Source organism: Streptomyces sp. NPDC005302, from assembly GCF_040607345.1.
In the GTDB taxonomy this organism is placed as follows: Bacteria; Actinomycetota; Actinomycetes; order Streptomycetales; family Streptomycetaceae; genus Streptomyces.
On record NZ_JBEXGN010000006.1, the window covers coordinates 108978 to 129492 of the forward strand.

A 20515-nucleotide genomic window follows, 5' to 3' on the forward strand; every position below is an offset into this window, starting at 1 on the left:
GTAGGTGGCGACAGGAGATCTTCCACCCGGTTCATCCGGTCAGCCGACGTCGAGGCGCAGCAGGTCGTCCTCCGTCTCGCGGCGCACAATCACCTTGGCAGCGCCGTCCTTCACGGCGACGACGGGCGGGCGCAGCGCGTGGTTGTAGTTGCTGGCCATGGACCGGCAGTACGCGCCGGTCGCCGGCACCGCGATGAGGTCGCCCGGCGCCAGGTCGGCGGGCAGGAACGCGTCCTTCACGACGATGTCCCCGCTCTCGCAGTGCTTGCCGACCACGCGCGCGAGCATCGGCTCGGCGTCCGAGGTGCGCGAGACGAGCGCGACGCTGTACTCGGCGTCGTAGAGCGCGGTCCGGATGTTGTCGGACATCCCGCCGTCGACGGAGACGTAGGTCCGCAGCCCTTCGAGCGGCTTGATCGTGCCGACCTCGTACAGCGTGAACGCGGTGGGCCCGACGATGGCCCGCCCGGGCTCGACGGAGATACGCGGCGTGGCGAGCCGGGCCGCCTCGCACTCCCGCGTGACGATCTCGCCGAGCGCCTTGGCGATCTCGTGCGGCTCACGGGGGTCGTCGTCGCTGGTGTACGCGATGCCGAGGCCGCCGCCGAGGTCGATCTCGGGCAGTTCGATGCCGTGCTCGTCGCGGACGGCGGCCAGCAGCCCGACGACCCGCCGCGCGGCGACCTCGAAGCCGGCCATGTCGAAGATCTGCGAGCCGATGTGCGAGTGGATCCCGACGAGTTCGAGGCCGTCGAGCGTCAGCGCCCGGCGTACCGCCTCGGCCGCCTGGCCGTCGGCGAGCGCGATGCCGAACTTCTGGTCCTCGTGCGCGGTCGCGATGAACTCGTGCGTGTGCGCCTCGACGCCGACGGTGACCCGGATCTGCACCCGTTGCCGCCTGCCCAGCGACTGCGCGATGTGCGCGACCCGCACGATCTCCTGGAAGGAGTCGAGCACGATCCGCCCGACCCCGGCCTCGACGGCCGCGTGGATCTCCGCGGTCGACTTGTTGTTGCCGTGGAAGGCGATGCGGTCGGCGGGCATCCCGGCGGACAGCGCGGTCGCCAGCTCACCCCCGGAGCAGACGTCCAGGTTGAGCCCCTCCTCGTGCAGCCACCGCACGACAGCCCGCGACAGGAAGGCCTTGCCCGCGTAGAACACGTCGGCTTCCTGCCCGAACGCGGTACGCCATGCCCGCGCCCGCTCCCGGAAGTCCGCCTCGTCGACGAAGTACGCCGGTGTGCCGAACTCCTCGGCGAGCGCGGTGACTTCGAGCCCGCCGACGGTCACGACCCCGTCGTCCGTACGAGAGACGGTGTGCGACCACACCTTCGGGTCGAGGACGTTGAGGTCGGCCGGCGGGGCGCTGTAGTGGCCCTCGGTGAAGACGTCGGCGTGACGGGGCCCGGCGGGGTGTGCGGAACGGCTCATGTCGGTAGGGCTTTCTGCTTCAGAGATATTCGGGTGCGCTGATGCCGAGCAGGGACAGGCCGCCGGCGAGCACCGTCCCGGCGGCTTCGGCGAGCGCGAGCCGGGCGCGGTGGGCGGCCGAGGGTTTCTCGTCCCCGAGCGGCAGCACGAGGTGCTGGAACAGCAGAAGAGCGTCGGCGACGACGACGAGCTGCCGAGCCAGCCGATCGGGCGCCCGGTGCGTGGCGGCGAGACGAAGGGCGTGGGGGTACTCGGCGAGCGCGGAGAGGAGGTCGGTTCCGCCATGTACGTCATGGCCGGGGCGGCCGACGATTCCGAGGGCGGCGGCGTTCCTGCGCAGGGCCCGCGTGCGGGCGTGGGCGTAACGGACCCGGAAGAGGGGATTGCTCTCGCGCTGGAGAAGGTGGTCGGCGCTGATCCGGGGCCGGTCGTGGGACGCCGGGCACAGCAGCGCCCAGCGAGAGGCGTCAGCACCGAGCGGGGCGGGATCCTCCGGGGCGGGAACGGGCCGCAGGTTCACCGGCTCGGCGTGCCGCACCTCGGCCCGTCCACCCTGGGTGGCGACGATCCGTACGAGGGTGTCGGCGACGACCTCCGCACGCGTGTCATAGGGGACGCGCAGCTCGACGACCTGTCCGGCGAGAGTGTCGCCGTACCCGTACCGCGCGCCCTGCGTCAGCACCTCGTCCACCAGAGCGGCGGCTGCTCCACCCCCGAGGGTGATGTTGAGGAAACCGGGTCCGGTGACGGTCACGTCGGCGACACCGGGATCGTCCCCGATGTGCGGCCTCAGGATCTCGGCGACTTCGAGCGCCGGCAGACCGGCGGGCCCCGCGAGCCGCAGAGCGACGCTGGTCGCATAGTCCCCGCACCCCCCGGGCCCGGGCGGACTCACCCCGACACTGACCGGCACGGAAACGCTCAGCTCCCCCACATCGACAGCACGACGCACCGCGCGCAGCACGGTACGGGAGAGCTCGACGGGGGTCACGGGACAAGCCTAGGGGAGAAGGGGGGTGGGAATGCGACCCGGTTTGGGGGATCGTCCGGGATGTGGACGGGGGCTTGAGGGGGAGGGTGCGGGGGTGGGGGTTCCGGGGGCCCGGGGGGGGGGCGGCCGAGGTTGCCGATGGGGAGGACGCGACGACGGCTGTAGAGAAAGGGGACGCGGTGGGTAGAGGGGAGGGGGTGATGACGGGATGACTGGATGACGGGGGGCCTTGAGTTCGGACGTCGCCGTCGCCGTCGGGGAGACGCGTCGATGGAGAGCCCGGGGAAAGCCGTGGGGAGGGCATGCGGGGCAGCGGGGGCCATAGGGGCCATGGGGCTTGCCGGAGTACGCGGCTCAGGGGACCGGGGGGTGGCTGATGCGGACGCCGGGGGCTGGGCCGACAGTGCGTGTCCGGCCGAGGCGCTCGACCGGACGGACGACGTCTCCATCTACACCCACATCTACGCGAGGGCGTCCTGATCTACGCGAGGGCGTCCTGCGCAGGGCGGATGCTGACCTCGAGGGCTGGGCCGTCAGTGCCCGGTCCCGCCGACGCGAGCTCGGCCCGGTCGACATCGACATCTGCATCGACGTCTACATCTGCATCGACATCTACGCGAAGCTGCCCTGCGCAAGGCGGATGCTGACCTCGAGGGCTGGGGCCGTCAGTGCCCGGTCCGGCCGGCGCGCTCGGCCCGGTCGACATCCTCGCCGGCGACACCACCGAGCCCGTCGCCGTCATTGCCGATCGCCTGCCCGCGCTCCACCAACTGCTTGACGAGCCGCACGAGTTCGGAGGGTTCGAAGGGCTTGGCGAGGAACGCGTCGACGCCGACATCGAGACCGCTCTCGACCTCGTACTGAGTACAGGCGCTGACGATGGCGAGCGGAAGGTTCCGCGTGCGGGGGTCGGCGCGGAGGCGGGCGGCGGTGCGCAGTCCGTCGAGGCGGGGCATCACGACGTCGAGGGTGACGACATCGGGCCGAACCTGGTGGACGACGTCCAGACATTCGGCACCGTCAGCGGCGGTCACGACCTCGAGACCCTCCAGTTCGAGGTTGACCCTGATCAGCTGCCGGATGACCTTGTTGTCGTCCACAACAAGCACCCGGCCGGACGCGCCTGGCACAACTCGAGAGTAGGTCCGGGGGAGGCGCCGCGTCCGGGTTTTCCCCACTTCCACCCCGTGCGGTCTCGACCACCCTCCGCGAACGGGCACCCCTCCCCCACGCCTCCCGACGCGCCCCGGCCGGGCACCAAAACCGGTGGCGATCACCCCGGAAAGAGCTGGTAAGGTTCAACCCGTCGCCGCACAAAGCGCCCGACACGCCCCCGTAGCTCAGGGGATAGAGCAACGGCCTCCGGAGCCGTGTGCGCAGGTTCGAATCCTGCCGGGGGCACTTCGCCTCAACCAGCACGATGATGCGGTTGACCAGCGTAGATGCCAAGCATGAAGAGCGGGACCCAGTCTCACTGGGTCCCGCTCTTTGTCGTTGGTGCGCACTGATCGCGATAGACCTGCGATAGAGCTTGCTCTCACGTGGGCCCGCAGCGCCAGCGTGTGGAGTATGGGACAAAACCAGGAGCGCGTCCCTGTAGGCCGGCGTACCGTTCCCGCATGACAATTCCTGTGAGCGATCAGGCCAACGAGGAGACCGCGCCAACGCCAGGTCTCGGCAAGCGGTGGGAGTTCGGCAAGGACGTGTCGTCCTGGCCACTGTTGAAATTGGCTCACGCCGCTCAGCACAGGGCAGAGCTTGAATCCCGAATCGCACTCTGGATCGCAGGCCGCCCTGTCAGCACCGATAATTCACTTTCTGCCGATCGCCTCAAATTCGAGATGCGCCTTCGCCTACATACACCGCCACCAACCCAGGAATGGTCTCTCATCCTGGGCGACCTTCTCTACGGGCTCCGCAGCGCTCTTGATGCATGTGTCTGGGAATTTGCACATGTCGACGGAGCGCAACCGCCGAAGCCTAAGCAGCTTCAGTTTCCGGTTGTACGGGATAGGGACGAATGGGAGCGGACCCGCCGAGAGCGGCTACAAACAGTTCCCAACGAAATCGCGGAACGAATCGAGATGCTCCAGCCGTTCAATCGACCACCCGGCGAAGTCGATAAGGATCCGCTAATTTGCCTGACCGAACTCAACAATTTGGACAAACATCGGTCCAGCATTGACGTGTCGGTAGACCCTCATGGAGTTCAGCAAAACTTCAGCGTTAGCTGGGAGACGGAAGAGGCTACCAACCGAAACGTGCCACCAAGCGCGACTTATCGATTCCCTGATTTCACCGACGGGGCACTAGTGGTAGAAGTCCCTTTCCTGGATCCAGTACAGGAACTCAAAGGAGGATTCACCATGGCCATGCAGGTCAGGGTAGACACCTCTATCGGAAAACAACCTCTCTCACTCGTGACAAATGGACTGCTGGAAAATATTCAACAGGTTCTGAACTTTATTGCCGTGGGTCCAGCGTCACCCGAGGAAATCCAAGCTATGGAGGCAGCACAAGAGGGCGGCTGGATTGACATGGAGATGAGGGAGGATGAGACGGGCAGGGCATTTCATACCGGCCCGCTCACCAATGGGTCCCCTCAGCCGTAGCTCACTGTTGCGCCCTCCTCTAACCTATAAATGGCAGGTCACACAGGCCAGGACAACTCCTGTTCGATCTTCCTGTTCATGGCTTCCTCTTGGCCGTAGATACACCCTTCGTAGACGCGATGAATCACCTCGGGTGAGTTGCCGACGCGCCGGGCGACCTCGGCCACGGGCACGCCGGCGTTCAGCCACGTCGTAATACAGGTGTGCCGGAGGTCGTACGGCCGCCCCCCGAGGATGGACACCTGAAGGTCCGGCGAGAGCGCGTACTCCCGAGCGTCCCGCCACACGCGCCAGTAGGTACTGCTGCCCACCAGGCCGCCCCGCTCATTCGTGAAGAGCCGCCCGTCCCTGGCCGTGCCGAACTCCGTCAAGTGGGCGCGGAGCATGGCCACGAGCGGTGGGGGGATCGGGACCGGTCGGTCTTCCTTGGCCTCCCTCGACTTCAGGCCGCGCTTGTCGTGGCGCTCTCCGCTGTCTGTCCACTGCTTGCCCGACACAGGGTGCGTGTCACGAAGCGTCAGCACACCCCACCCCTTCTCCGGGAGGAAGCAATCAGCTTTCCTGAGCCCCACAGCCTCGCTTGGGCGGAGCCCCCCGAAGTACATGACTGCGTAGAAGCCCACCAGGCGCCGGCCCTTCTTGCGGTCCCATGTCCCGACGTACGAGACCGCGGCGAGGAGTTGAGCAGCCTGCGTCTTGTTCACGAGAACGCGGGGGTCCACACGGTCCGATGAAGCACTCTTTACCCTCTTGATGGCAGTGAGTGGGTTCTCCGTCAGGAGCTTGCGTTCGATGGCGTATTCAACTGCCGTGTTAAGTGCGCGCCGGCGACGACGGGAGGTCTCCCCCGCCGCAGGGGCGCCGTCCAGTTTGAAGGAGATCCGATACTGGACATCGCGAAGAATCTTCGGGTCTTCCAGCGAGGAGACGCGCAGCGATTTCTTGGAGATCCACCTATAGGCGTCTTCAATTTCCTCCGGCGGGTCAAGGTCGGCGTTCTTGGGAATGACCGCCCACCGGAAGGCGAGACGCAGCTCTTCCGGTGACGGCATTCTCTGTTCCTGCTCCACCAGGGCCAGCGTCACCGCGGCGAGCCCGTCGGCGATACCCTCACGGGTCTTGGCGGCGGCGGTCGGCCAGCGCATCGCCATGTACTCGCGACAGAACGCAAACCAGGGCAGTTCCTCGCGGGCTTGCTCCGCATTGGCCTCGGCTCGTACCTCGGATTCAGGCAGGCCGTCCGTGATGCGGAATGCCTCGCCACGGCGCATTGCCTGCCACAGTTCAGATCTGCGGCTCTCTGCGAGAGCCACTGTGGCAAAGGTGGCACTACTGACCCTCCCTCCGACCTTCCAACGGAGTTGGTGGGGACGGGTCTTGCTCTGGGCCTTGGATACCTTCCACAGGCGGACATCGAGCGAAAACCCCTCCGGGGCCAGGCGGTTGTTCTGCTCGGCCCCGTTGTCGATGCCCTTCGTCACGCGCTCTCCTCCAGCGTCTGGAGCCACCGGCTCAGTTCGGACCGCCGGATTCGCACCGCGCCGTTCGGGAGTTTGATGGCCTTCGGGCCCTTCTTGTACTGCCGCCAGCGGTAGAACGTCGCTCGCGGTACTCCGATCTCTTCGATGACTTGGGGGATGGACAACATCTCGTCGCGCGGCTGGGCCACGACGCCTCCTTGGGCGAGAGAGCAAGGCAGGTGGGGAGCGGAGCGTCTGAGGGCCGCCACAGAAACCACGGAATACGCAGAAAGCCGAGTTCGGCCGTTTGACCTGCGGTTACGTGGCTTGGTGGACGGCTGAGCGGGCTGCCACAGAAAGGGTTGGAAGTCCCACAGAAATAGGGCGGGGGTATTTGTGTGGGACTTCCGGTTGTTTCTGTGGCAGCGGCTCGGAACCCCTGTTCGGGGGTTCCGGTGCTGGTCAGGGGCTTGCTGTCAGGTTTTTGTGTATTGCGTGGTTTCTGTGGCGCGGTCCGGGCTGGTCAGCCGGTGGCCGCGCCGTGCAGCCGGGGGTGAATGAGGTAGCGGGGGGAAGGGGGCCGTCCTCGTCCGCCGGTGCGCTGGACGGGTTGGATGCGGACCCAGCCGTGGTCTTCGAGGAGACCGAGGGCGGGTTCGAGGTCGGCGACGGTGGCGAACCCGGAGCGCGAGAGTTTCATCAGCAGGTCGCGTTTGCTGATGTCCGCCCCGTCGTGCTGGCGCAGGGTCTCCAGGACGGTGGTGGCGCGGGCTACGGTGGGATCGGCCCCCATCCGGTCGAAGACGGCCAGCGCATGGGTGGCGAAGTACTCGCCTAGTTCGATGGCCGCGCTCACGGTTTCCGCGGTGACGGGTCGGGTGTGCGCGTCCGTGGCGTGTTCGGCCAGATGTAGCAACCCAGCGATACGGGCGGTCGCTCCGACGAGCTTTCCTGCCCAGTCGCTGATGTGTCCGAACGCCCCTCCCCTCGCGGCGAGTTTGGGTTCCACGCGGTCCTGGAAGGCCAACAGGGCTGCGTCCGCGTCAGGGGTGAGCTGAAGTACCGCCGGGTCCGTCCAGTCCGCCAGGAACAGCGTCAGGTCGATGATCCGCTGTGTGTACATCTCGCGGGCGCCGGCGGGGATCGGGGCGGGTGCGGACTTACGGCGCCCGACCATGGATTCGGGCAGCGAGTACAGGAAGCGTCCCAACAGGCCGCGACCACGACCGCCCTTGATACGGCCGATGTCGTCGAGGACTTGCGGTTGCACGCACAGGCCCATGGTCAGGGCGGGATGGTCGATGTACTCCTTGCGAGTCTGCCGGTCCACCCGCAACCGGTCCCCGGCATGGCCCTTGAGGAAGGGGCCCATGTTGGGGGTGCCTGAGTAGCGTCCGGCGATGATGTCGAAAATCTCGCCCTCGGCGCTCATGACGGAGATGCGTCCACCCTGCTCTGCCATGCGGGAGATGACGGTTTCAGCGGTGGCGTCGTCCGCGAGCAACTGTGGTTCTACGGGGATGGCGACCGCTTCGGCGGTCTGCGCCATATCGACGGCCGTCTGTACGAGCGCGTCCCGCTGTCCGGCATCGGCGGATGCGGCCTTGGCCGCGGCGCGCTCGGCTGCTTCCTTGGCGATACGCGCGGTCATCTGCGCTTCTGCGATGGCCGGGGCGGTCGCGGTCTTGAGCTGCTTCTCGGCCTCGAAGATGGGGCCGGTGAGCAGATCGAAGACAGCGGACTTCCGGTTGGCCGGCGGAAGCGCGGTGACGGTGAACAGGTTGGTCGGCTCACGCCAGTTCCCCCGGATGTGGACAACCGCCCTCCCGCCGGCCGCCGTGGCCAGGACCGACAGGGCGACGCATCCGGCGAGGTCCACCGGAGTCTGTGTCTCCTCGGCGACCGCCTCAACGAACTCCCTCACCCAGGACGGGAAGGTGTGCGAGGGGAAGTCGCGCAGCACCCGGTTGCCGGTGAGCGGTACGGGCTCGTCCCACACCGGCAGCACCGCGTCATCCATTTCGGGGGGCGGCGATGCGTCGTCCCACAGGTCGGCGCTCATGCCGCACTCGCCTCCAGTGCGCCGCCGCGGACGAGTCCGGAGCGGATCGCGGTCCGGCACTCTCCAGCGGGCAGGCCGATGGACTCCCCTGCGCTCGTCAGCTCGCTGGTGACGGCTGCCTCGGTGAGATCGCCGTTGCGGATCATCCGTGCGAGGGCGTACGCGGCGAAGTACACAGCACGATTACGACCGCCCTGACGGGCGGACAGCACCTTTTCCAGCTCCCCGCGCAGCGCTGCGGTGCTGTAGGCGGTGGCGTTGCGCATCCGGGCGGACAACTCTGCAAGCGGCATCGGGTCCGGTGCGGGTGCGGGGGTGAGCAGGTCACCCAGCCACGCAGGGAGGGGGGCCGGGGGTGCGTCGTGAATGATCTCGTACGAGGTGCCACCGACCGCACTGCCGGCCGCAACCACGTACCCGCCCCAGGCCCGGGTGTCGACCTTCCACCCCAGGGTGCCCCCCGTGCTGCGTAGCGTCTTTCCCTCCGGGGCGGTGAAGTACAGGTGCTGTCCGCCGCGGCGGGTGCGCACCGTGTAAGTCTCCGTGGGCAGCCGCTCCCCCGCCCGTTCGCACAGCACGGCGAACACGTCGAGACCATCGGCCAGGCCCGCCCATTCGGGCGGCGCGGTGTCGTTGTCGTCCTTGGGGAGGTCGAGGTCGATGACCACGAGGTTGGCGGGGCCGGTGGCGATGCCGACGTTGTAGGGGGCTTGCTGCCAGCACGCGCGGATGTTCTCAGCGGCGCGGGTGGCGCGCTGCTCGGGGATGCGGTGGCCGTCCGCGCACCGGCCGGTGCGGGGGCAGTTCTGCTCGGGGTGCCCGGCGGGCCGCTTGTCTCCGGGGCGGAGGGGGAAGACGGGCCAGCCGCGCTCAGCGGCGGCCAAGGCGGCGCACAGCAGCGCCGGGACGGAGGTTGGTGTCATGCTGGGGGTTCTCCTGTTTCTGCGAAGGGACAGAGGAACCGGGGCGGTCGCGGTCTTTGGCGAGAGGCGACCGCCCCGGGCACGCTTAGGCGATGTCGAGGGTGAGCTGAGTCGTGGCTTCGGGGGCTGAGCCGGCGGCCAGAAGCGTGCGGTAGGCGAGCGCGGCCTGATGGATGACGACGCCGTTGCCGAGGATCTTGAGCTGGTCGGAGCGGGACAGGCCCAGGTCAGGGCCGGTGACCCAGCCGGGATCGGCGCCCATCATCCATTCCACGAACGCCGGGGACAGCCGGCGGTTCCCTTTGGTCCCGGGCTCGGTCGGCTCGGGCGCAGGGCGTCCCAGGACTTGCTCCCAGCGGCGGATGGCGGGTCCGTAGTCGGTGCCGTTGGTGGCCACCCACTGACCGTCGTGGCGGACGGCCTGGCCGGGCAGGTAGCAGTTCCCGGCGGTGTCGCGCTGGTTGGGGCCGCCGTGCGGTCCGTCGGATGCCTTGGGGGTGGGCAGCAGGTTCACCACTACCTCGTTCAGCGGGCGGGAGTTGACGCCGATCAGGTGGGAGGCGCCGGACTTCCAGTCCCGTGCCGCGGGGGTGGGCAGCAGGGTGACGGCGGTGCGCAGGTTCATCCCGCCCCGCCGCTTGGGAGAGGTACCGGGTCCGCCGGTGCCGTCGGCGGCGGCTGGGGTGGGCAGCAGGGTCAGCCGTGCGTCGGGGGAAGCAAGAACACCACTTCGTCCTCCAGCGTGGGCCCGTGCCCGCCCGCCCGGCGCTTGTCCGGGTGCTGCGGTCCCCCGTTCCTGCCGAGTTGTGAGGTTGGGGTCTTCAGCAGCGGGATACGCGACGGCGAACCAGCGGTCCCGGCGGTGGCAGGCTCCGACTTCGGGATCTCCAGCGCGTAGGCACATCCACCGCGCGTCGTACCCGACCGCGGCCAGGTCGGCGGCGACGACGTCGAGTCCCCGAGAGCGGATGGCGGCGACGTTCTCCAGGAACACGACACGGGGTCGAAGGTGGCGAATGGCGTGGGCGACGGTTTTCCAGAGTCCTGAGCGGTCACCGGCGATCCCTCCCCGAGGTCCGGCGTTGGAGATGTCCTGGCAAGGGAAGCCGGCGGTCAGTGCCGCCGGGCGGGGCGTGGTAGCGGCGAGTTCGGCGAAGTCGACCGCGGTGATGTCCCCGAGGTTGCGGGCGTGGGGCAGGCGGGCGGCCAGCAGCCGGGAGGCGGCCGGGTCTTTCTCGCCGACCAGGACGGTGGGCAGGCCGGTGACGGCTTTCACGGCCTGGTCCAGCGCGCCAGAACCGGTGCAGAAGCTGACGTTGCCGCCCTCTAGGGGCGCGGTGGTGGGACTGGTCATGCTGAGGGTCTCCTGTTTTACGCGAAGGGACGGAGAACCGGGGCGGTCGCGGTCTTTGGCGAGAGGCGACCGCCCCGGGCACAGCTACTGGTGCTCGGTGTTGGCGGGCAGTTCGGGCAGGCCCGCATCGGTGAGTGCCTGCGGGCTGAAGCCGGGCAGGGCGGCGCGGGTGATGAGTGCGGTGGCGAGCTGTTCGGCGTAGGCGGCGCCGGTGCGGGCCACCTCGATCTGTGCTCCGGCGCGCAGCGCTTCCACTCGTTCGACGTGCGCGTGGGTCTCGCGGCGGTCGATGGTGTGTCGCTCGTGTGCGATGTGTTCGCGGCGGTCGGTGCGCCAGTAGCGGGCGGCGAGTCCGTAGGCGACGGCGGTAGCCAGGGCCCACAGCAGGAGCGGCAGTGAGATGCCGTCCGCGTATCCGGCGACACCGGCCAGGGCGAGTCCGCCCGAGGCGGCGAACGCGGTTCCGGCGATCAGGCGGTCTCCGGCGCGACCGGCTGACGCGAAAGCGCCGGCCGTCGCGGCCCCGGTGGCGAGCACGACCATCAACGCGGCGTTGCCGACGCTGTGTTCGGCGCCGTTGGCGTTCCAGATCCTGCCGAGGGTGAGCACGGTCGAAGTGGCGATGGCAGGGGCTGCCTTGGGTGCGACGATGGCGAGCCAGTGTCGGGCAATGATCGGTTCGTTCATGGCCAGCTCCTCTACAGGTTGCCGATGGCGTTGACGACGGCGGTGGTGAGGTCGTTCATCGGCTGGGAGGCGCCGGTGGAGGCGAGGTAGAAGCCGAACATGATGGCGATGAACGCGGAGCCGTAGCCGAGGGTCTTGGAGCGGAGCAGGAAGAACAGGACGAGCCCGAACAGGGCGACCAGCGAGACGGTGATGGCCATCGGGGTCATCCCTTCGCGGCGGGCTTGAACGCGGGCTTCTTGGCGGGGGTGTCGGTGCCGTCGCGGTAGAGGCGCAGCCACAGGTTGTAGAGGTGGCGTCCGACGCGTATGCGCTTGCCGTGGCCCTTACAGCGGCGGCACGGCTTGCCGCGCTTGACGCGGCCTTTGCGGTCGGACTTCATCGCGAAGCCGAAGCCGCGGCACTTACGGCAGTCGCCGTACGGGCTGCCCACACACAGGACGATGTAACCGAGAGTGACGATGAGCAGGCAGGCGCCAGCAAGGAGGATGAGGGTCATGGAGTGCCTTCCAGGCGGGGTTTCCGGCGTTTTCGCAGGTGGGATGCTAGATGCGAGATCGCTGATGAGGGCCGGTTTGAGCTGCTAGTAGAGGTGCTAGACCTAGCAGCGGCGGTTGCTAGGTCTAGCAACGGTTCGCGTCAGCCCTCGGACCGCTTCCCATCACGTACGGTGACAGCCGCGGTGACGTCGGCGCGGGCGATGCCGCGGCGGGTGGTGCCCTTGCCCTTGTCGGTGGAGCCCCATACGTCCTGCGCGGTGACGCCGTGCGGCTTGAGGTTCGAGGTGACCGTCTCGGCCTTCCAGCCGTCGTAGACCTCCGGGCGCAGGGTGGCCAGGCGTGCGGCGACCTTCTCGTTCCACACCTTGTCCTCGTCGGCCGGCACGACCCTGAGGATGTCGGCCAGCAGGTCGAAGGCGGCCTCACCGCTCTCGGGTTCCTGGCCGATGGCGTGGCCGGTGACGTTGCCGTACTCCTCGCGCATCTTGCGGGCCCGCACGACGACTTGTTCGGCTCCGAGCGCGTCCACGAACGCGGACGCGACGATGCGCGGATCGTCGCCCTCACCGGCCATCCAGCAGATGCCGCGGTCGGTGCGGGAGAACATCGTGGCCCGGTATCCGGCCTTGTACATCGACGTGCCGAGGACCATGTCGTTGGCGGGCTGGCCCATGACCTTGAGGCAGAACCGCAGGACCGCGTTCGCACTGATGCCGGTGGGCAGCGACTTCGCGTCGGGCCGCTGGGTGCCGAACAGGGTCACCATGCCGAGCGCGGGACCGCGTTTGCACAGGTCGGTTGCGATCTCTTCGAGTTCCTTGCCGTACTTCTCGTGCTCGAAGGGGACCTGGCACTCGTCGAATCCGGCGACGATCGGGTGCAGCCCGAGGGACTTGTCGTTCGCCAGGGCCGGGGTGACCTTCGACTCCGGGCAGCGAGAGCGCGGCAGGGACTTGATGACCTTGGCCCGGCGGCGCAGCTCGGTGCGCAGCTCTCGCAGCGATTCCAGGACGTAGAGGATGTCTTCGTCCTCGTCACCGGCCCGGTAGCGGTGGCAGACCGGTTCCAGGGCGCCGAAGTCGCCGGTGCCCTTGAAGTCGAACGCGTACAGCTCCGCCCGCGGGTCGAGTGCGGCGATGAGCAGGAACAGGCGCATCAGGAACGTCTTGCCCATGCGCGGGATGGACCCGACGACTACCGAGGCGAACATCATGGTCACGGCCACGTCGCCCATGCGCTGGTCGTTGCCGAACACGACCGGCTTGAACAGGTCCACCTGCCCGGACTTCAGCAGCGGCCAGGCGGGCTTGGTCGTCTCGTTCATGGGCTTGTCGCCCACCCACAGGATCAGCCGGCCCTCGTGCTCGGTCGGGTCGGCCGAGGGCCAAACACAGCCGACCTTGCGGCGCAGCCCGGACGCGAGCGGCTTACGGGCTTCCATGATGTCCTCCGGGGTGACACCCCAGGGAAGGTCCAGGTCAGCGCGGTAGCCGGGGCCGTCGCGGGTGATCTCGCTGGTGAAGCGCATCCCGTTCATGTCGGCGCCCTTCTTGAGGGCAGCCGACAGCTTCGCGTTGCCGATGTTGTCCAAGGCGCGCAGCACGATCGAACCGGTGAGCTTCTGGATCTCGGTCTTGAGCACCGCGGGCCCGATGACGGGATGGTCCTGAGGGGAGCCCCAGAAACCGGCGACCAGCACCGCAGCCGAGGCCAGGACCGCGAGCCAGCCCGGGGCCATGACGTACATGGTCAGCGCGAACCCCGTACCGAAGATCAGGCTGACCGCTGTGACCAGCACCCGCAGCCGCACCCGGCTGTCGCGCTGGCGCGAGAGCTTGAGGTACTCGGCGGTGTTCTCCTTGTAGACCTCGTAGGCGCGCAGCGGGGCAGCCTCGGCGTCCCACATCCACCGGTTGGTGTCGCGGACGAGCCGGGCGGTGCCGCGCGGGGCGTTCAGCCCGAGTTGCAGCGCGTACCAGGGGGTGCGGATGCCGTGGAAGACGGTGGAGTAGAACGCGTTGCTGGCCGCGCGCTGGGTGGTGGAGACGAACCCCGGCTTGGACGTCAGCCAACTCGGCAGGATCGGCAGCCGCTTGTAGTTCGTGATGCCCGGGGCGGGCAGGTCGGGTGAGTCGACCGGACGCAGTCGGGGCGACTCGTCTTCGTCGTCGTCCGCTTCGGCCGGCGCGGCGGGAACGGGCACCTCGGCCGGTCCGGGAGCCGGGGTGGCGATGGGTTGTTTGGTGGTGATGTTGAAGACTTCGGCGTCCGGGCGCTCTTGCTCTTCGCCCTGGCCGGTGACGGTGTTCTCAGACACGGTGAGCCTGCTCCCTCTGGTCGAGTGAGTGAGGTGGAAGGGGGGTGGGACGGCACCGCAGCGGGCGGGCCGTCCGGGGTTTCGCTGGACGGGTCAGGCAGCGAGCCGCGGGGCATCCGCGCAGCTCACGCACATGCCGAGGGTGGGCGGGATCACGTATCCGGCATCGCGTCGACACTGTGGGCAGGTACGGCGGGCACGCATCATCGCCTCGTGTGCGCGCCACCTGCCCGGAGTCATCGGGCGGACGGGCCGGGCGAGGTCGAGCCGGTAGAGGTAGGCGGTCAGGGGCACGCGCTTGCGGCGAGGCCGCAGGATCTGCGCTGCCACGTCTTGGCCGCCCGGGCGCAGTCCGCGGATGCGGAGCTGACGGCGGGTGGCCAAGCCCAACTCATCGGGGACATGGCGCCATGGGTAGGTGGGGATGCCGAACCGTTCGCCGGTCGGGTCGAAGCAGTCGGCAAGCCGTAGCCGCGTCACGGGGCCGTACTGCGTGCGGTGGCACGCTCAGCGAGGAGTGTGTCCCGCAGTAGTCGTGCGTTGGCCGGTGAGGTGTGGACCTCCCGGCGGATGCCCTCAGCGGTGATCTGCCTATCCGACCATCCGGCCGTAACCGACCGTGCTTCGGTGAGCAGTTGATCGGCCGTCCGCCTGGGCCGCGGCGATCGGGCGGATTGCGGAACGCGTCCCGTCGCTGAACGCGGTCGATTCGATTCCGCCGGAAGCGTCCGACCGACCGGTGCCACAACCGGTGCCGGGATCGGGGCAGGGGCCGCGATCGCCCGCACGGGCTTGAGCGGAAGAATCGACTTCCCCAGGTCGACCGCCACCGGTTCCGGCACTGGCAATCGAGTCAGCGAGACCGCCGGATCCGGGGTCGATTCAGGCAGGTCAGCCGTAGACCGATTCCTCATGGTGTCGGCCGATTCCTGTGCATTCTCGATCGGTGCGGGCGCCGGGTCGGTTCCGCCGAACATCGAGGCGAGCGCGGCATCCGCCCCGCCTGTAATCCGCTTGCGCTGGACGTCCAGCAGCCTCGATCCAAGTGCCACGTCCCCGACCCCAACTTTGCGTGCGAGCCGCCACGACTTGCGCTCCGACCACTTCCTGACCCGGTCACTGGGGTGGCTGACGGCGCGGGCCCGGTGGTAGGCGAGGGCTTGTACGACGTCGGCGATGCGGCGTTCGTTCTCCGCGTCGCGGCCGTCCGTGTGCACCACGATCCGCCGGGCGAGAAACGCCATGCCCTCAGCCGAAACGGACATGCCCATCGGGGTCAACGCGTAGATGACCGTGCGGCCCGGGTCGGATGCCGCCATGGCGCCCATGCACGCAGCAGCGGCGGGAAGCGCCCACAGCCCCGACCGGACGACGCGCGGCGAGGACTGGCCCAGCATGGTCAGCCCGAGCAAGACCAGGGCCAGGACGGCGGTCGCGCCTTCACCGGCACCGAGCGCACCCAGTGCGGTCCCCTTACCGTAGGCGTGGCCGATATTGCTGTACGTGCCGATCCCGCCGACAACACCCGTGGCCAGCATGGGCACGAACGCGGCCGTCAGAACACTGATCTGAACCCTCGTCAGCGGCTTGCGCGTACTCATTACGATGCCTCCTTGCCGGTGGTGCCCCGCCGGCCGATACGGCGGCCGTGGACGGTGGCCAGCGTGGGAGCGATCTCGTGTGCCGGAGCAATGCTCGCGCCCCCGCCCTCCCGCTTGATCCGGTACATGTGCTCATCCGCCAGCCGGAGCAGGGTGGACAGCTCAGGGGCGCAGTGCCAGTGCCGGACGACACCGACCGATACGTGCACGTCGATGTCGCAGTCTTCGAACGGCACCGGCCGCTCAAGGCTGCCGATCAGCTCAAGCACCCTGGCATTCACGTTGGCGTGATGAACGTCGACCTCGCCGGACACCTCGATGACAGCGGCGAACTCGTCCCCGCCCAGCCGTCCGGCCACGCCCCGGTATCCGGCCGCCCACGCCCCGAGTCGCCTGCCGGTGGCGCGGATCACCGCGTCCCCGGCCGCATGCCCGTGGGTGTCGTTGATCTCCTTGAACCAGTTCAGGTCCAACACGAGCACCGCGCGATGTGACCCGTGCGCGAGACTGTTGCGGGCCCGCTCCTCGAATGCGTCCCGCGTCCACAGTCCGGTCAGCGGGTCGCGACGCGCAGCTTCGATCCTGCGGCGCATCCACAGGCTGTGGATGGACCAGCCGGACGCGAGCGGTAAGGCTGCGGCCAGGGCCGCAAGGCTCTGGCTCATGCCGCGTTCTCCGTCCCAGCCGAACGGCCGGCGGCACGGGCGGCACGCAGGAACGGAACGGTGCGGGTCAGCGCGTCGGCATACAGCGCATCCCACGCGGCGACCTCGTCACCGCCCTCACCCTGAGCGGCCAGGTCCGCGATGACCTCACGGGCCACGTCCAGCCGGGCCGCCCGCTCCTCGGCCGACTCCGCACCGAGCGGACCGCGGAACAGGTCACGGTCGATACCCAGGGGCAGGATGTCGAAGCCGAGCGCCAGCTCTTCGAACTCAGCCGCGTTCACGGCCTGGTGGTTACCGATGTACTCACGCATGTGGATCTCTCCTGACGGAGCGAAGGGAGCCGGGGCGGCCTCGGTCTTTGGCGAGAGGCGGCCACCCCGGCGAGGAAAGAGGGGCTGTGTTCAGCGGGGCGGTAGCGCTGTGGCAGGTCAGTTCGCGCGCTTGCGCTTGCCGTCCTGGCCGTAGGCGGCGTCCAGTTCAGAGCGGACGTCCTTGCACTGGCCGGAGGCGATCCGGTCGTAGACCTTCTGACCGCGAGCAACGGCCTCCGGGGTGGTCAGGTCGGGGTTCTCGCTCTGCGACTTCTTGCCGGACATTCGAACTCCTGGCATAGGCGGTGAAGGTACGGACCCCGACCGGGTGGTCGCGGTCCTTTCCGGGCGACGACCGCCCCGGAGAGGTCCCGGGCCGCGGAGACGGCGCGGTGGTGGAGCGCTGATGGATCTGTGCTCGGCTCCCCTCAGCCCCGCTCGTACGAGACGAGCAGGGGAGGCAACCGGCCGCAGATAGATGCGGCAGATGGGTGGTCTCTTTCGGGGACGCGGCTGCCGGATCAAGGAACAGCTCGCTAGGGCCCCGTCGTAGGCAGAGACCTGACCTTTCGGTCTGCCATCCGGACTGCCAAGGGATCGCCTAAAACAGACGACTGTCCGGTGCCCTCCCCCCGTCCAACGCGGGGCTCCTGGTCGTGCGCTCGCTCGGTTCGCTGACGCGATCCATGCGAGAGGAACATGTATTACGTGTTCCTCATCTTGCAGAGGAGGGTTCGCTCCGTCAAGCCCTTCGACTGTTGGAGGTCTGCGAGCCCCTCGTGCTCGATGTACCTACAGACTGGCGTCAGCAGCGACGACGATCGACTTCGCCGATGTACGGCTCAGGTCGTTCTTAGCTACCGTGAAGTCGAACCAAGTCGTCCCAGGAAGTCGGAGGTTGGCCGTGGCGAACGAGCGACTGCGCGGCGCGATAGTGGACTTGGGCCTCACGCTCGATGAGGTCGCCGAACGGCTCGGGGTCGCAGCGAAGACAGTCGAACGGTGGATCAACGAACCTGAGCGCAAGCCATACCGGCGCTTCCAGTTCGCAACAGCGTCGCTCTTGAAGTGCGAGGTGTCGTACCTGTGGCCGGACGAACGCACGTCAGCTGAAGTCGCGGCCGCCGGCAACGCGGAGTTGGTCAGGCTCTATCCGCACCGGTCCGTCGTGATGCAGACCCTTTGGACAAGCCTCTACTCCAAGGCGACCCGTCAGTTCGACCTGCTGGTGTACTCCGGGTTCTGGCTCACAGAAGACGCGTCGTTCCATCGCATCGTGAAAGAGAAGTCAGCCGACGGAGTACCCATCCGCTTCATCCTGGGAGAGCCCACGTCGCCGGCCGTAGCGGTGCGCGGCGAGGACGAAGGGATCGGCGCGGCGATGGCTGGCAAGATCCGGAACGCCCTCATCAACTACGGACCGCTCTTCGTCCTGCCCGGAGTGGAGTTCCGCTTGCACGGGACTACCCTCTACAACTCCATCTACCGGGCCGACGACGAGATGCTGGCAAACGGCCACCTATACGGCGTCGGTGCTTACATGGCTCCGGTGCTGCACCTGCAACGCGTGCCCGGCGGTGAGCTCTTCGACGCCTACGCTGAGAGCGTTGAGAAGGTCTGGGAATCGGCCCGTCCGATCTCTTCACCTGCCGATTGGGAGGGCACTGCCTGATGAGCCGCATCGACTACTTCCGCGATCCGAACGCGCCTCAAGCTAACTCGGTGGTGCCCTCGGTCACCGCGGTCGTCCAAGACGACTCGGGGCGGTTGCTGCTCATCCACAAGACGGACAACGATCTATGGGCACTGCCCGGCGGTGGCCACGACATCGGCGAGCGCATCGGTGACACGGTCGTCCGCGAGGTCGCGGAAGAGACTGGCATTGACGTTGAGGTAGACAGCATCGTGGGGCTCTACACCGACCCTGAGCACGTGCTGGCGTACGACGACGGGGAGGTCCGGCAGCAGTTCTCCATCTGCTTCCGAGCCCACCCTATCGGCGGTTCCCTGCGTACGAGCAGCGAGTCAAAAGAGGTCCGCTGGGTTGACCCAACGGACCTTGACGGATTGGACATTCATCCGTCGATGATGCTGCGCATCCGCCACGGTCTCGACGACACGCGCCGAGAGCCCTACATCGGCTGACTGTCGGCAGAGACCTGCGTCAACCGGCCCTCAACACGCTTCGCCGCCGCGTGGATCTCGGGGGCCGCGCGCTGGATGAATCGCCCGACGATCGTGTCCGGACCGTACCGGTGCACGATCTCATCCAGCCGCTCGGTCGAGGTGGTCGGCGTCCCATCGGGCGTCGTCGTCATGTCGCAGTACAGCAAAGCGTCGACCAGGTCCGGACGCTCTAGCTCAAACTCTCCCTCAAGCTCTTGCCTCAGCCCGCGCTCCTCGGCTTCCAGCAAGGCGCAGGAGTGATGGGCCACAAGGCGAACAACCCGCTCGTCTGCCTTTTCCTGATCTCGGAGGAACCGCGCGCCGTCCAGGGGGTGAAAGCCGGTCGTGGCGATGGCCGGCGAGTACCCGATGTCATGCAGCACCGCAGCAGCTTCCAGCAACTCCGCATCATCACCCATGATCGGGCCCAGGGAGCGAGCGCGCTTGGCGACCCCCAGGGAGTGCGCCCACCGGCGCGGGAGCGGATCGGACAGCAGCGATTCGGAGAGCGAGTACGCCCACTCAGTCAGTCCCATGGCGGCCAAGACTACGGCCGGACGGTGGGCGTCGGGAGGGCACGCACGGTTCTCCCCTTGCCGTGGACAGTAAAGAGCAGGCCGTTACCTTCCATCTGGGCAAGCACGCGGCGCACAGCGGTACGGGAAGACCCGAACCGCTCACACAGCTTCGCCTCGGAGGGGTAGGTGTCGCCCACCGCAAGGGAGTCCTCTGCGATCAGGTCCGTCATCCGCTGTGCCAAAGAGCGTCGATCACCGCCCTGGACAACACGCCAACCGATGCCGGGTGCGGACTCAACGACACCATCGGCCTCCAACACCTTAAGAGCGCGGCGGACGGTATTGCGCGAGACGTCATGCACACGCATGAGGGCGGCCTCCGACGGCAAGACACTGTCCGCGTTGCGCAACTCGATCTGTTGCCGCAACGCCTCAGAGACTTGCAGATAGGTGCCGCGTGGACTCGCTTGTGGCACAGCCTCCCCTTCCGCGAGCGGGTAGTCACGAACAAGCCTCCCACGTTCACGCGACTCCAAGGCATCCCCCTCCAAGACTACGACCTCGGATTCTCCACCGTGAACCAGCGATATTGGTACATGGAGTCTTGCCCATAGTGTTGTTTCCTGAACTGCTCAAGTGCAGCCTGCCATTGACTCAGAAGCAGCACTACGTCACTGTTTTGCGGCAGGGTATCTTCGTCCAGCTTTTCGAGAAAATCCCGACTCGGATCGTCGCCGAGAACCTTAACGAGCTCATCCAAGAGCCTGTTGATGTTCCTAATTTTCAAAGCATTGACGATGCCATCCTGCTTCTTCTTCGAAAGCTCACTCATCTCCCTATGGGCGGCTGTCAGCATCGGAACCAGGCGGTCATATGTTTCCGCCTGCGCTTCACTAATGTTGGTCATAGCAAAT

23 protein-coding genes and 1 tRNA gene are annotated in these 20515 nt (G+C 67.6%); 4 read left to right on the plus strand and 20 right to left on the minus strand.

Translation table 11 applies throughout. From position 1 onward, the window contains the following. Positions 1-39: 39 nt before the first annotated feature. The 3 genes from lysA to ABZT74_RS11150 all read right to left on the minus strand — a co-directional run bounded on the left by lysA (position 40) and on the right by ABZT74_RS11150 (position 3600). A complete protein-coding gene (gene lysA / locus ABZT74_RS11140; RefSeq protein WP_356434139.1) occupies positions 40-1431 on the minus strand; it encodes a diaminopimelate decarboxylase in 1392 nt (463 codons plus the stop codon). Between the two features lie 19 nt (positions 1432-1450). Continuing rightward, positions 1451-2422 carry an ArgS-related anticodon-binding protein NrtL gene (gene nrtL / locus ABZT74_RS11145; protein WP_356434141.1) on the minus strand — a complete coding sequence of 324 codons (972 nt, stop codon included), beginning with the start codon at positions 2420-2422 and terminating at the stop codon, positions 1451-1453. A 665-nt stretch (positions 2423-3087) separates the two neighbouring features. Then, on the minus strand, positions 3088-3600 hold the full coding sequence (locus ABZT74_RS11150; protein WP_356434143.1) for a response regulator: 513 nt from the start codon (positions 3598-3600) through the stop codon (positions 3088-3090). A gap of 151 nt (positions 3601-3751) precedes the next feature. Between ABZT74_RS11150 and ABZT74_RS11155 the strand changes: the two genes are divergently transcribed. After that, a tRNA-Arg gene (locus tag ABZT74_RS11155) sits at positions 3752-3823 on the plus strand. 218 nt (positions 3824-4041) lie between these two features. After that, a complete protein-coding gene (locus ABZT74_RS11160; protein WP_356434145.1) occupies positions 4042-5034 on the plus strand; it encodes a hypothetical protein in 993 nt (330 codons plus the stop codon). 38 nt (positions 5035-5072) lie between these two features. Here the strand turns inward: ABZT74_RS11160 and ABZT74_RS11165 are convergent, their stop codons facing one another. From ABZT74_RS11165 to ABZT74_RS11230, 14 genes are all read right to left on the minus strand, one after another. Then, on the minus strand, positions 5073-6515 hold the full coding sequence (locus ABZT74_RS11165) for a tyrosine-type recombinase/integrase (protein WP_356434147.1): 1443 nt from the start codon (positions 6513-6515) through the stop codon (positions 5073-5075). After that, a complete protein-coding gene (locus tag ABZT74_RS11170; protein WP_355981502.1) occupies positions 6512-6703 on the minus strand; it encodes a helix-turn-helix domain-containing protein in 192 nt (63 codons plus the stop codon). Before ABZT74_RS11170 ends, ABZT74_RS11165 begins: the two co-directional genes overlap by 4 nt. Before the next feature lie 314 nt (positions 6704-7017). Continuing rightward, the gene (locus tag ABZT74_RS11175; protein WP_356434150.1) at positions 7018-8556 is read right to left on the minus strand and encodes a YfjI family protein; all 1539 of its coding nucleotides are present in this window, start codon (positions 8554-8556) and stop codon (positions 7018-7020) included. After that, a complete protein-coding gene (locus ABZT74_RS11180) occupies positions 8553-9479 on the minus strand; it encodes a bifunctional DNA primase/polymerase (RefSeq protein ID WP_356434152.1) in 927 nt (308 codons plus the stop codon). Before ABZT74_RS11180 ends, ABZT74_RS11175 begins: the two co-directional genes overlap by 4 nt. An 85-nt stretch (positions 9480-9564) precedes the next feature. Continuing rightward, on the minus strand, positions 9565-10833 hold the full coding sequence (locus tag ABZT74_RS11185; protein ID WP_356434154.1) for a DNA cytosine methyltransferase: 1269 nt from the start codon (positions 10831-10833) through the stop codon (positions 9565-9567). Between the two features lie 84 nt (positions 10834-10917). Continuing rightward, entirely contained in the window at positions 10918-11520 is a 603-nt protein-coding gene (locus ABZT74_RS11190) for a hypothetical protein (RefSeq protein WP_356434156.1), read from the minus strand. 11 nt (positions 11521-11531) lie between these two features. Then, positions 11532-11720 carry a hypothetical protein gene (locus tag ABZT74_RS11195; protein ID WP_356434158.1) on the minus strand — a complete coding sequence of 63 codons (189 nt, stop codon included), beginning with the start codon at positions 11718-11720 and terminating at the stop codon, positions 11532-11534. Between the two features lie 5 nt (positions 11721-11725). Further along, positions 11726-12019 (minus strand): hypothetical protein, encoded by a 294-nt coding sequence (locus tag ABZT74_RS11200; protein WP_356434160.1) that lies wholly within the window; start codon positions 12017-12019, stop codon positions 11726-11728. A gap of 140 nt (positions 12020-12159) precedes the next feature. Next, complete coding sequence (locus tag ABZT74_RS11205) at positions 12160-14337, minus strand: cell division protein FtsK (protein ID WP_356434162.1); 2178 nt, start codon at positions 14335-14337, stop codon at positions 12160-12162. 93 nt (positions 14338-14430) lie between these two features. Then, positions 14431-14817 (minus strand): RRQRL motif-containing zinc-binding protein, encoded by a 387-nt coding sequence (locus ABZT74_RS11210; RefSeq protein WP_356434164.1) that lies wholly within the window; start codon positions 14815-14817, stop codon positions 14431-14433. After that, entirely contained in the window at positions 14814-15938 is a 1125-nt protein-coding gene (locus tag ABZT74_RS11215) for a conjugal transfer protein (protein ID WP_356434166.1), read from the minus strand. Before ABZT74_RS11215 ends, ABZT74_RS11210 begins: the two co-directional genes overlap by 4 nt. Beyond that, positions 15938-16603, minus strand: a complete 666-nt coding sequence (locus ABZT74_RS11220; RefSeq protein ID WP_356434168.1) for a GGDEF domain-containing protein — start codon at positions 16601-16603, stop codon at positions 15938-15940. The genes ABZT74_RS11215 and ABZT74_RS11220 overlap by 1 nt, the downstream gene beginning before the upstream one ends. After that, positions 16600-16917 carry a hypothetical protein gene (locus ABZT74_RS11225; protein WP_356434170.1) on the minus strand — a complete coding sequence of 106 codons (318 nt, stop codon included), beginning with the start codon at positions 16915-16917 and terminating at the stop codon, positions 16600-16602. The genes ABZT74_RS11220 and ABZT74_RS11225 overlap by 4 nt, the downstream gene beginning before the upstream one ends. A 117-nt stretch (positions 16918-17034) precedes the next feature. Continuing rightward, positions 17035-17202, minus strand: a complete 168-nt coding sequence (locus ABZT74_RS11230) for a hypothetical protein (RefSeq protein ID WP_356434172.1) — start codon at positions 17200-17202, stop codon at positions 17035-17037. A gap of 619 nt (positions 17203-17821) precedes the next feature. Here ABZT74_RS11230 and ABZT74_RS11235 point away from each other — a divergent pair. Both ABZT74_RS11235 and ABZT74_RS11240 read left to right on the plus strand, forming a co-directional pair. Further along, a complete protein-coding gene (locus ABZT74_RS11235; RefSeq protein WP_356434174.1) occupies positions 17822-18589 on the plus strand; it encodes a helix-turn-helix transcriptional regulator in 768 nt (255 codons plus the stop codon). Further along, entirely contained in the window at positions 18589-19062 is a 474-nt protein-coding gene (locus ABZT74_RS11240; protein WP_356434176.1) for an NUDIX domain-containing protein, read from the plus strand. The genes ABZT74_RS11235 and ABZT74_RS11240 overlap by 1 nt, the downstream gene beginning before the upstream one ends. Here ABZT74_RS11240 and ABZT74_RS11245 read toward each other — a convergent pair. The 3 genes from ABZT74_RS11245 to ABZT74_RS11255 all read right to left on the minus strand — a co-directional run bounded on the left by ABZT74_RS11245 (position 19050) and on the right by ABZT74_RS11255 (position 20508). Continuing rightward, positions 19050-19619 carry an HD domain-containing protein gene (locus ABZT74_RS11245; RefSeq protein WP_356434178.1) on the minus strand — a complete coding sequence of 190 codons (570 nt, stop codon included), beginning with the start codon at positions 19617-19619 and terminating at the stop codon, positions 19050-19052. The genes ABZT74_RS11240 and ABZT74_RS11245 overlap by 13 nt on opposite strands. A gap of 11 nt (positions 19620-19630) precedes the next feature. After that, positions 19631-20077, minus strand: a complete 447-nt coding sequence (locus tag ABZT74_RS11250) for a winged helix-turn-helix domain-containing protein (protein ID WP_356434180.1) — start codon at positions 20075-20077, stop codon at positions 19631-19633. Between the two features lie 77 nt (positions 20078-20154). Further along, positions 20155-20508, minus strand: a complete 354-nt coding sequence (locus tag ABZT74_RS11255) for a hypothetical protein (protein ID WP_356434181.1) — start codon at positions 20506-20508, stop codon at positions 20155-20157. Between the last annotated feature and the right edge of the window lie 7 nt (positions 20509-20515).

What these genes read in the sequence shown, in the direction of transcription:
- lysA (WP_356434139.1), bottom strand. Translation starts at nt 1,431, where the DNA reads ATGAGCCGTTCCGCACACCCCGCCGGGCCCCGTCACGCCGACGTCTTC.
- ABZT74_RS11160 (WP_356434145.1), top strand. Translation starts at nt 4,042, where the DNA reads ATGACAATTCCTGTGAGCGATCAGGCCAACGAGGAGACCGCGCCAACG.
- ABZT74_RS11175 (WP_356434150.1), bottom strand. Translation starts at nt 8,556, where the DNA reads ATGAGCGCCGACCTGTGGGACGACGCATCGCCGCCCCCCGAAATGGAT.
- ABZT74_RS11180 (WP_356434152.1), bottom strand. Translation starts at nt 9,479, where the DNA reads ATGACACCAACCTCCGTCCCGGCGCTGCTGTGCGCCGCCTTGGCCGCC.
- ABZT74_RS11185 (WP_356434154.1), bottom strand. Translation starts at nt 10,833, where the DNA reads ATGACCAGTCCCACCACCGCGCCCCTAGAGGGCGGCAACGTCAGCTTC.
- ABZT74_RS11190 (WP_356434156.1), bottom strand. Translation starts at nt 11,520, where the DNA reads ATGAACGAACCGATCATTGCCCGACACTGGCTCGCCATCGTCGCACCC.
- ABZT74_RS11195 (WP_356434158.1), bottom strand. Translation starts at nt 11,720, where the DNA reads ATGGCCATCACCGTCTCGCTGGTCGCCCTGTTCGGGCTCGTCCTGTTC.
- ABZT74_RS11200 (WP_356434160.1), bottom strand. Translation starts at nt 12,019, where the DNA reads ATGACCCTCATCCTCCTTGCTGGCGCCTGCCTGCTCATCGTCACTCTC.
- ABZT74_RS11215 (WP_356434166.1), bottom strand. Translation starts at nt 15,938, where the DNA reads ATGAGTACGCGCAAGCCGCTGACGAGGGTTCAGATCAGTGTTCTGACG.
- ABZT74_RS11220 (WP_356434168.1), bottom strand. Translation starts at nt 16,603, where the DNA reads ATGAGCCAGAGCCTTGCGGCCCTGGCCGCAGCCTTACCGCTCGCGTCC.
- ABZT74_RS11225 (WP_356434170.1), bottom strand. Translation starts at nt 16,917, where the DNA reads ATGCGTGAGTACATCGGTAACCACCAGGCCGTGAACGCGGCTGAGTTC.
- ABZT74_RS11230 (WP_356434172.1), bottom strand. Translation starts at nt 17,202, where the DNA reads ATGTCCGGCAAGAAGTCGCAGAGCGAGAACCCCGACCTGACCACCCCG.
- ABZT74_RS11240 (WP_356434176.1), top strand. Translation starts at nt 18,589, where the DNA reads ATGAGCCGCATCGACTACTTCCGCGATCCGAACGCGCCTCAAGCTAAC.
- ABZT74_RS11245 (WP_356434178.1), bottom strand. Translation starts at nt 19,619, where the DNA reads ATGGGACTGACTGAGTGGGCGTACTCGCTCTCCGAATCGCTGCTGTCC.
- ABZT74_RS11255 (WP_356434181.1), bottom strand. Translation starts at nt 20,508, where the DNA reads ATGACCAACATTAGTGAAGCGCAGGCGGAAACATATGACCGCCTGGTT.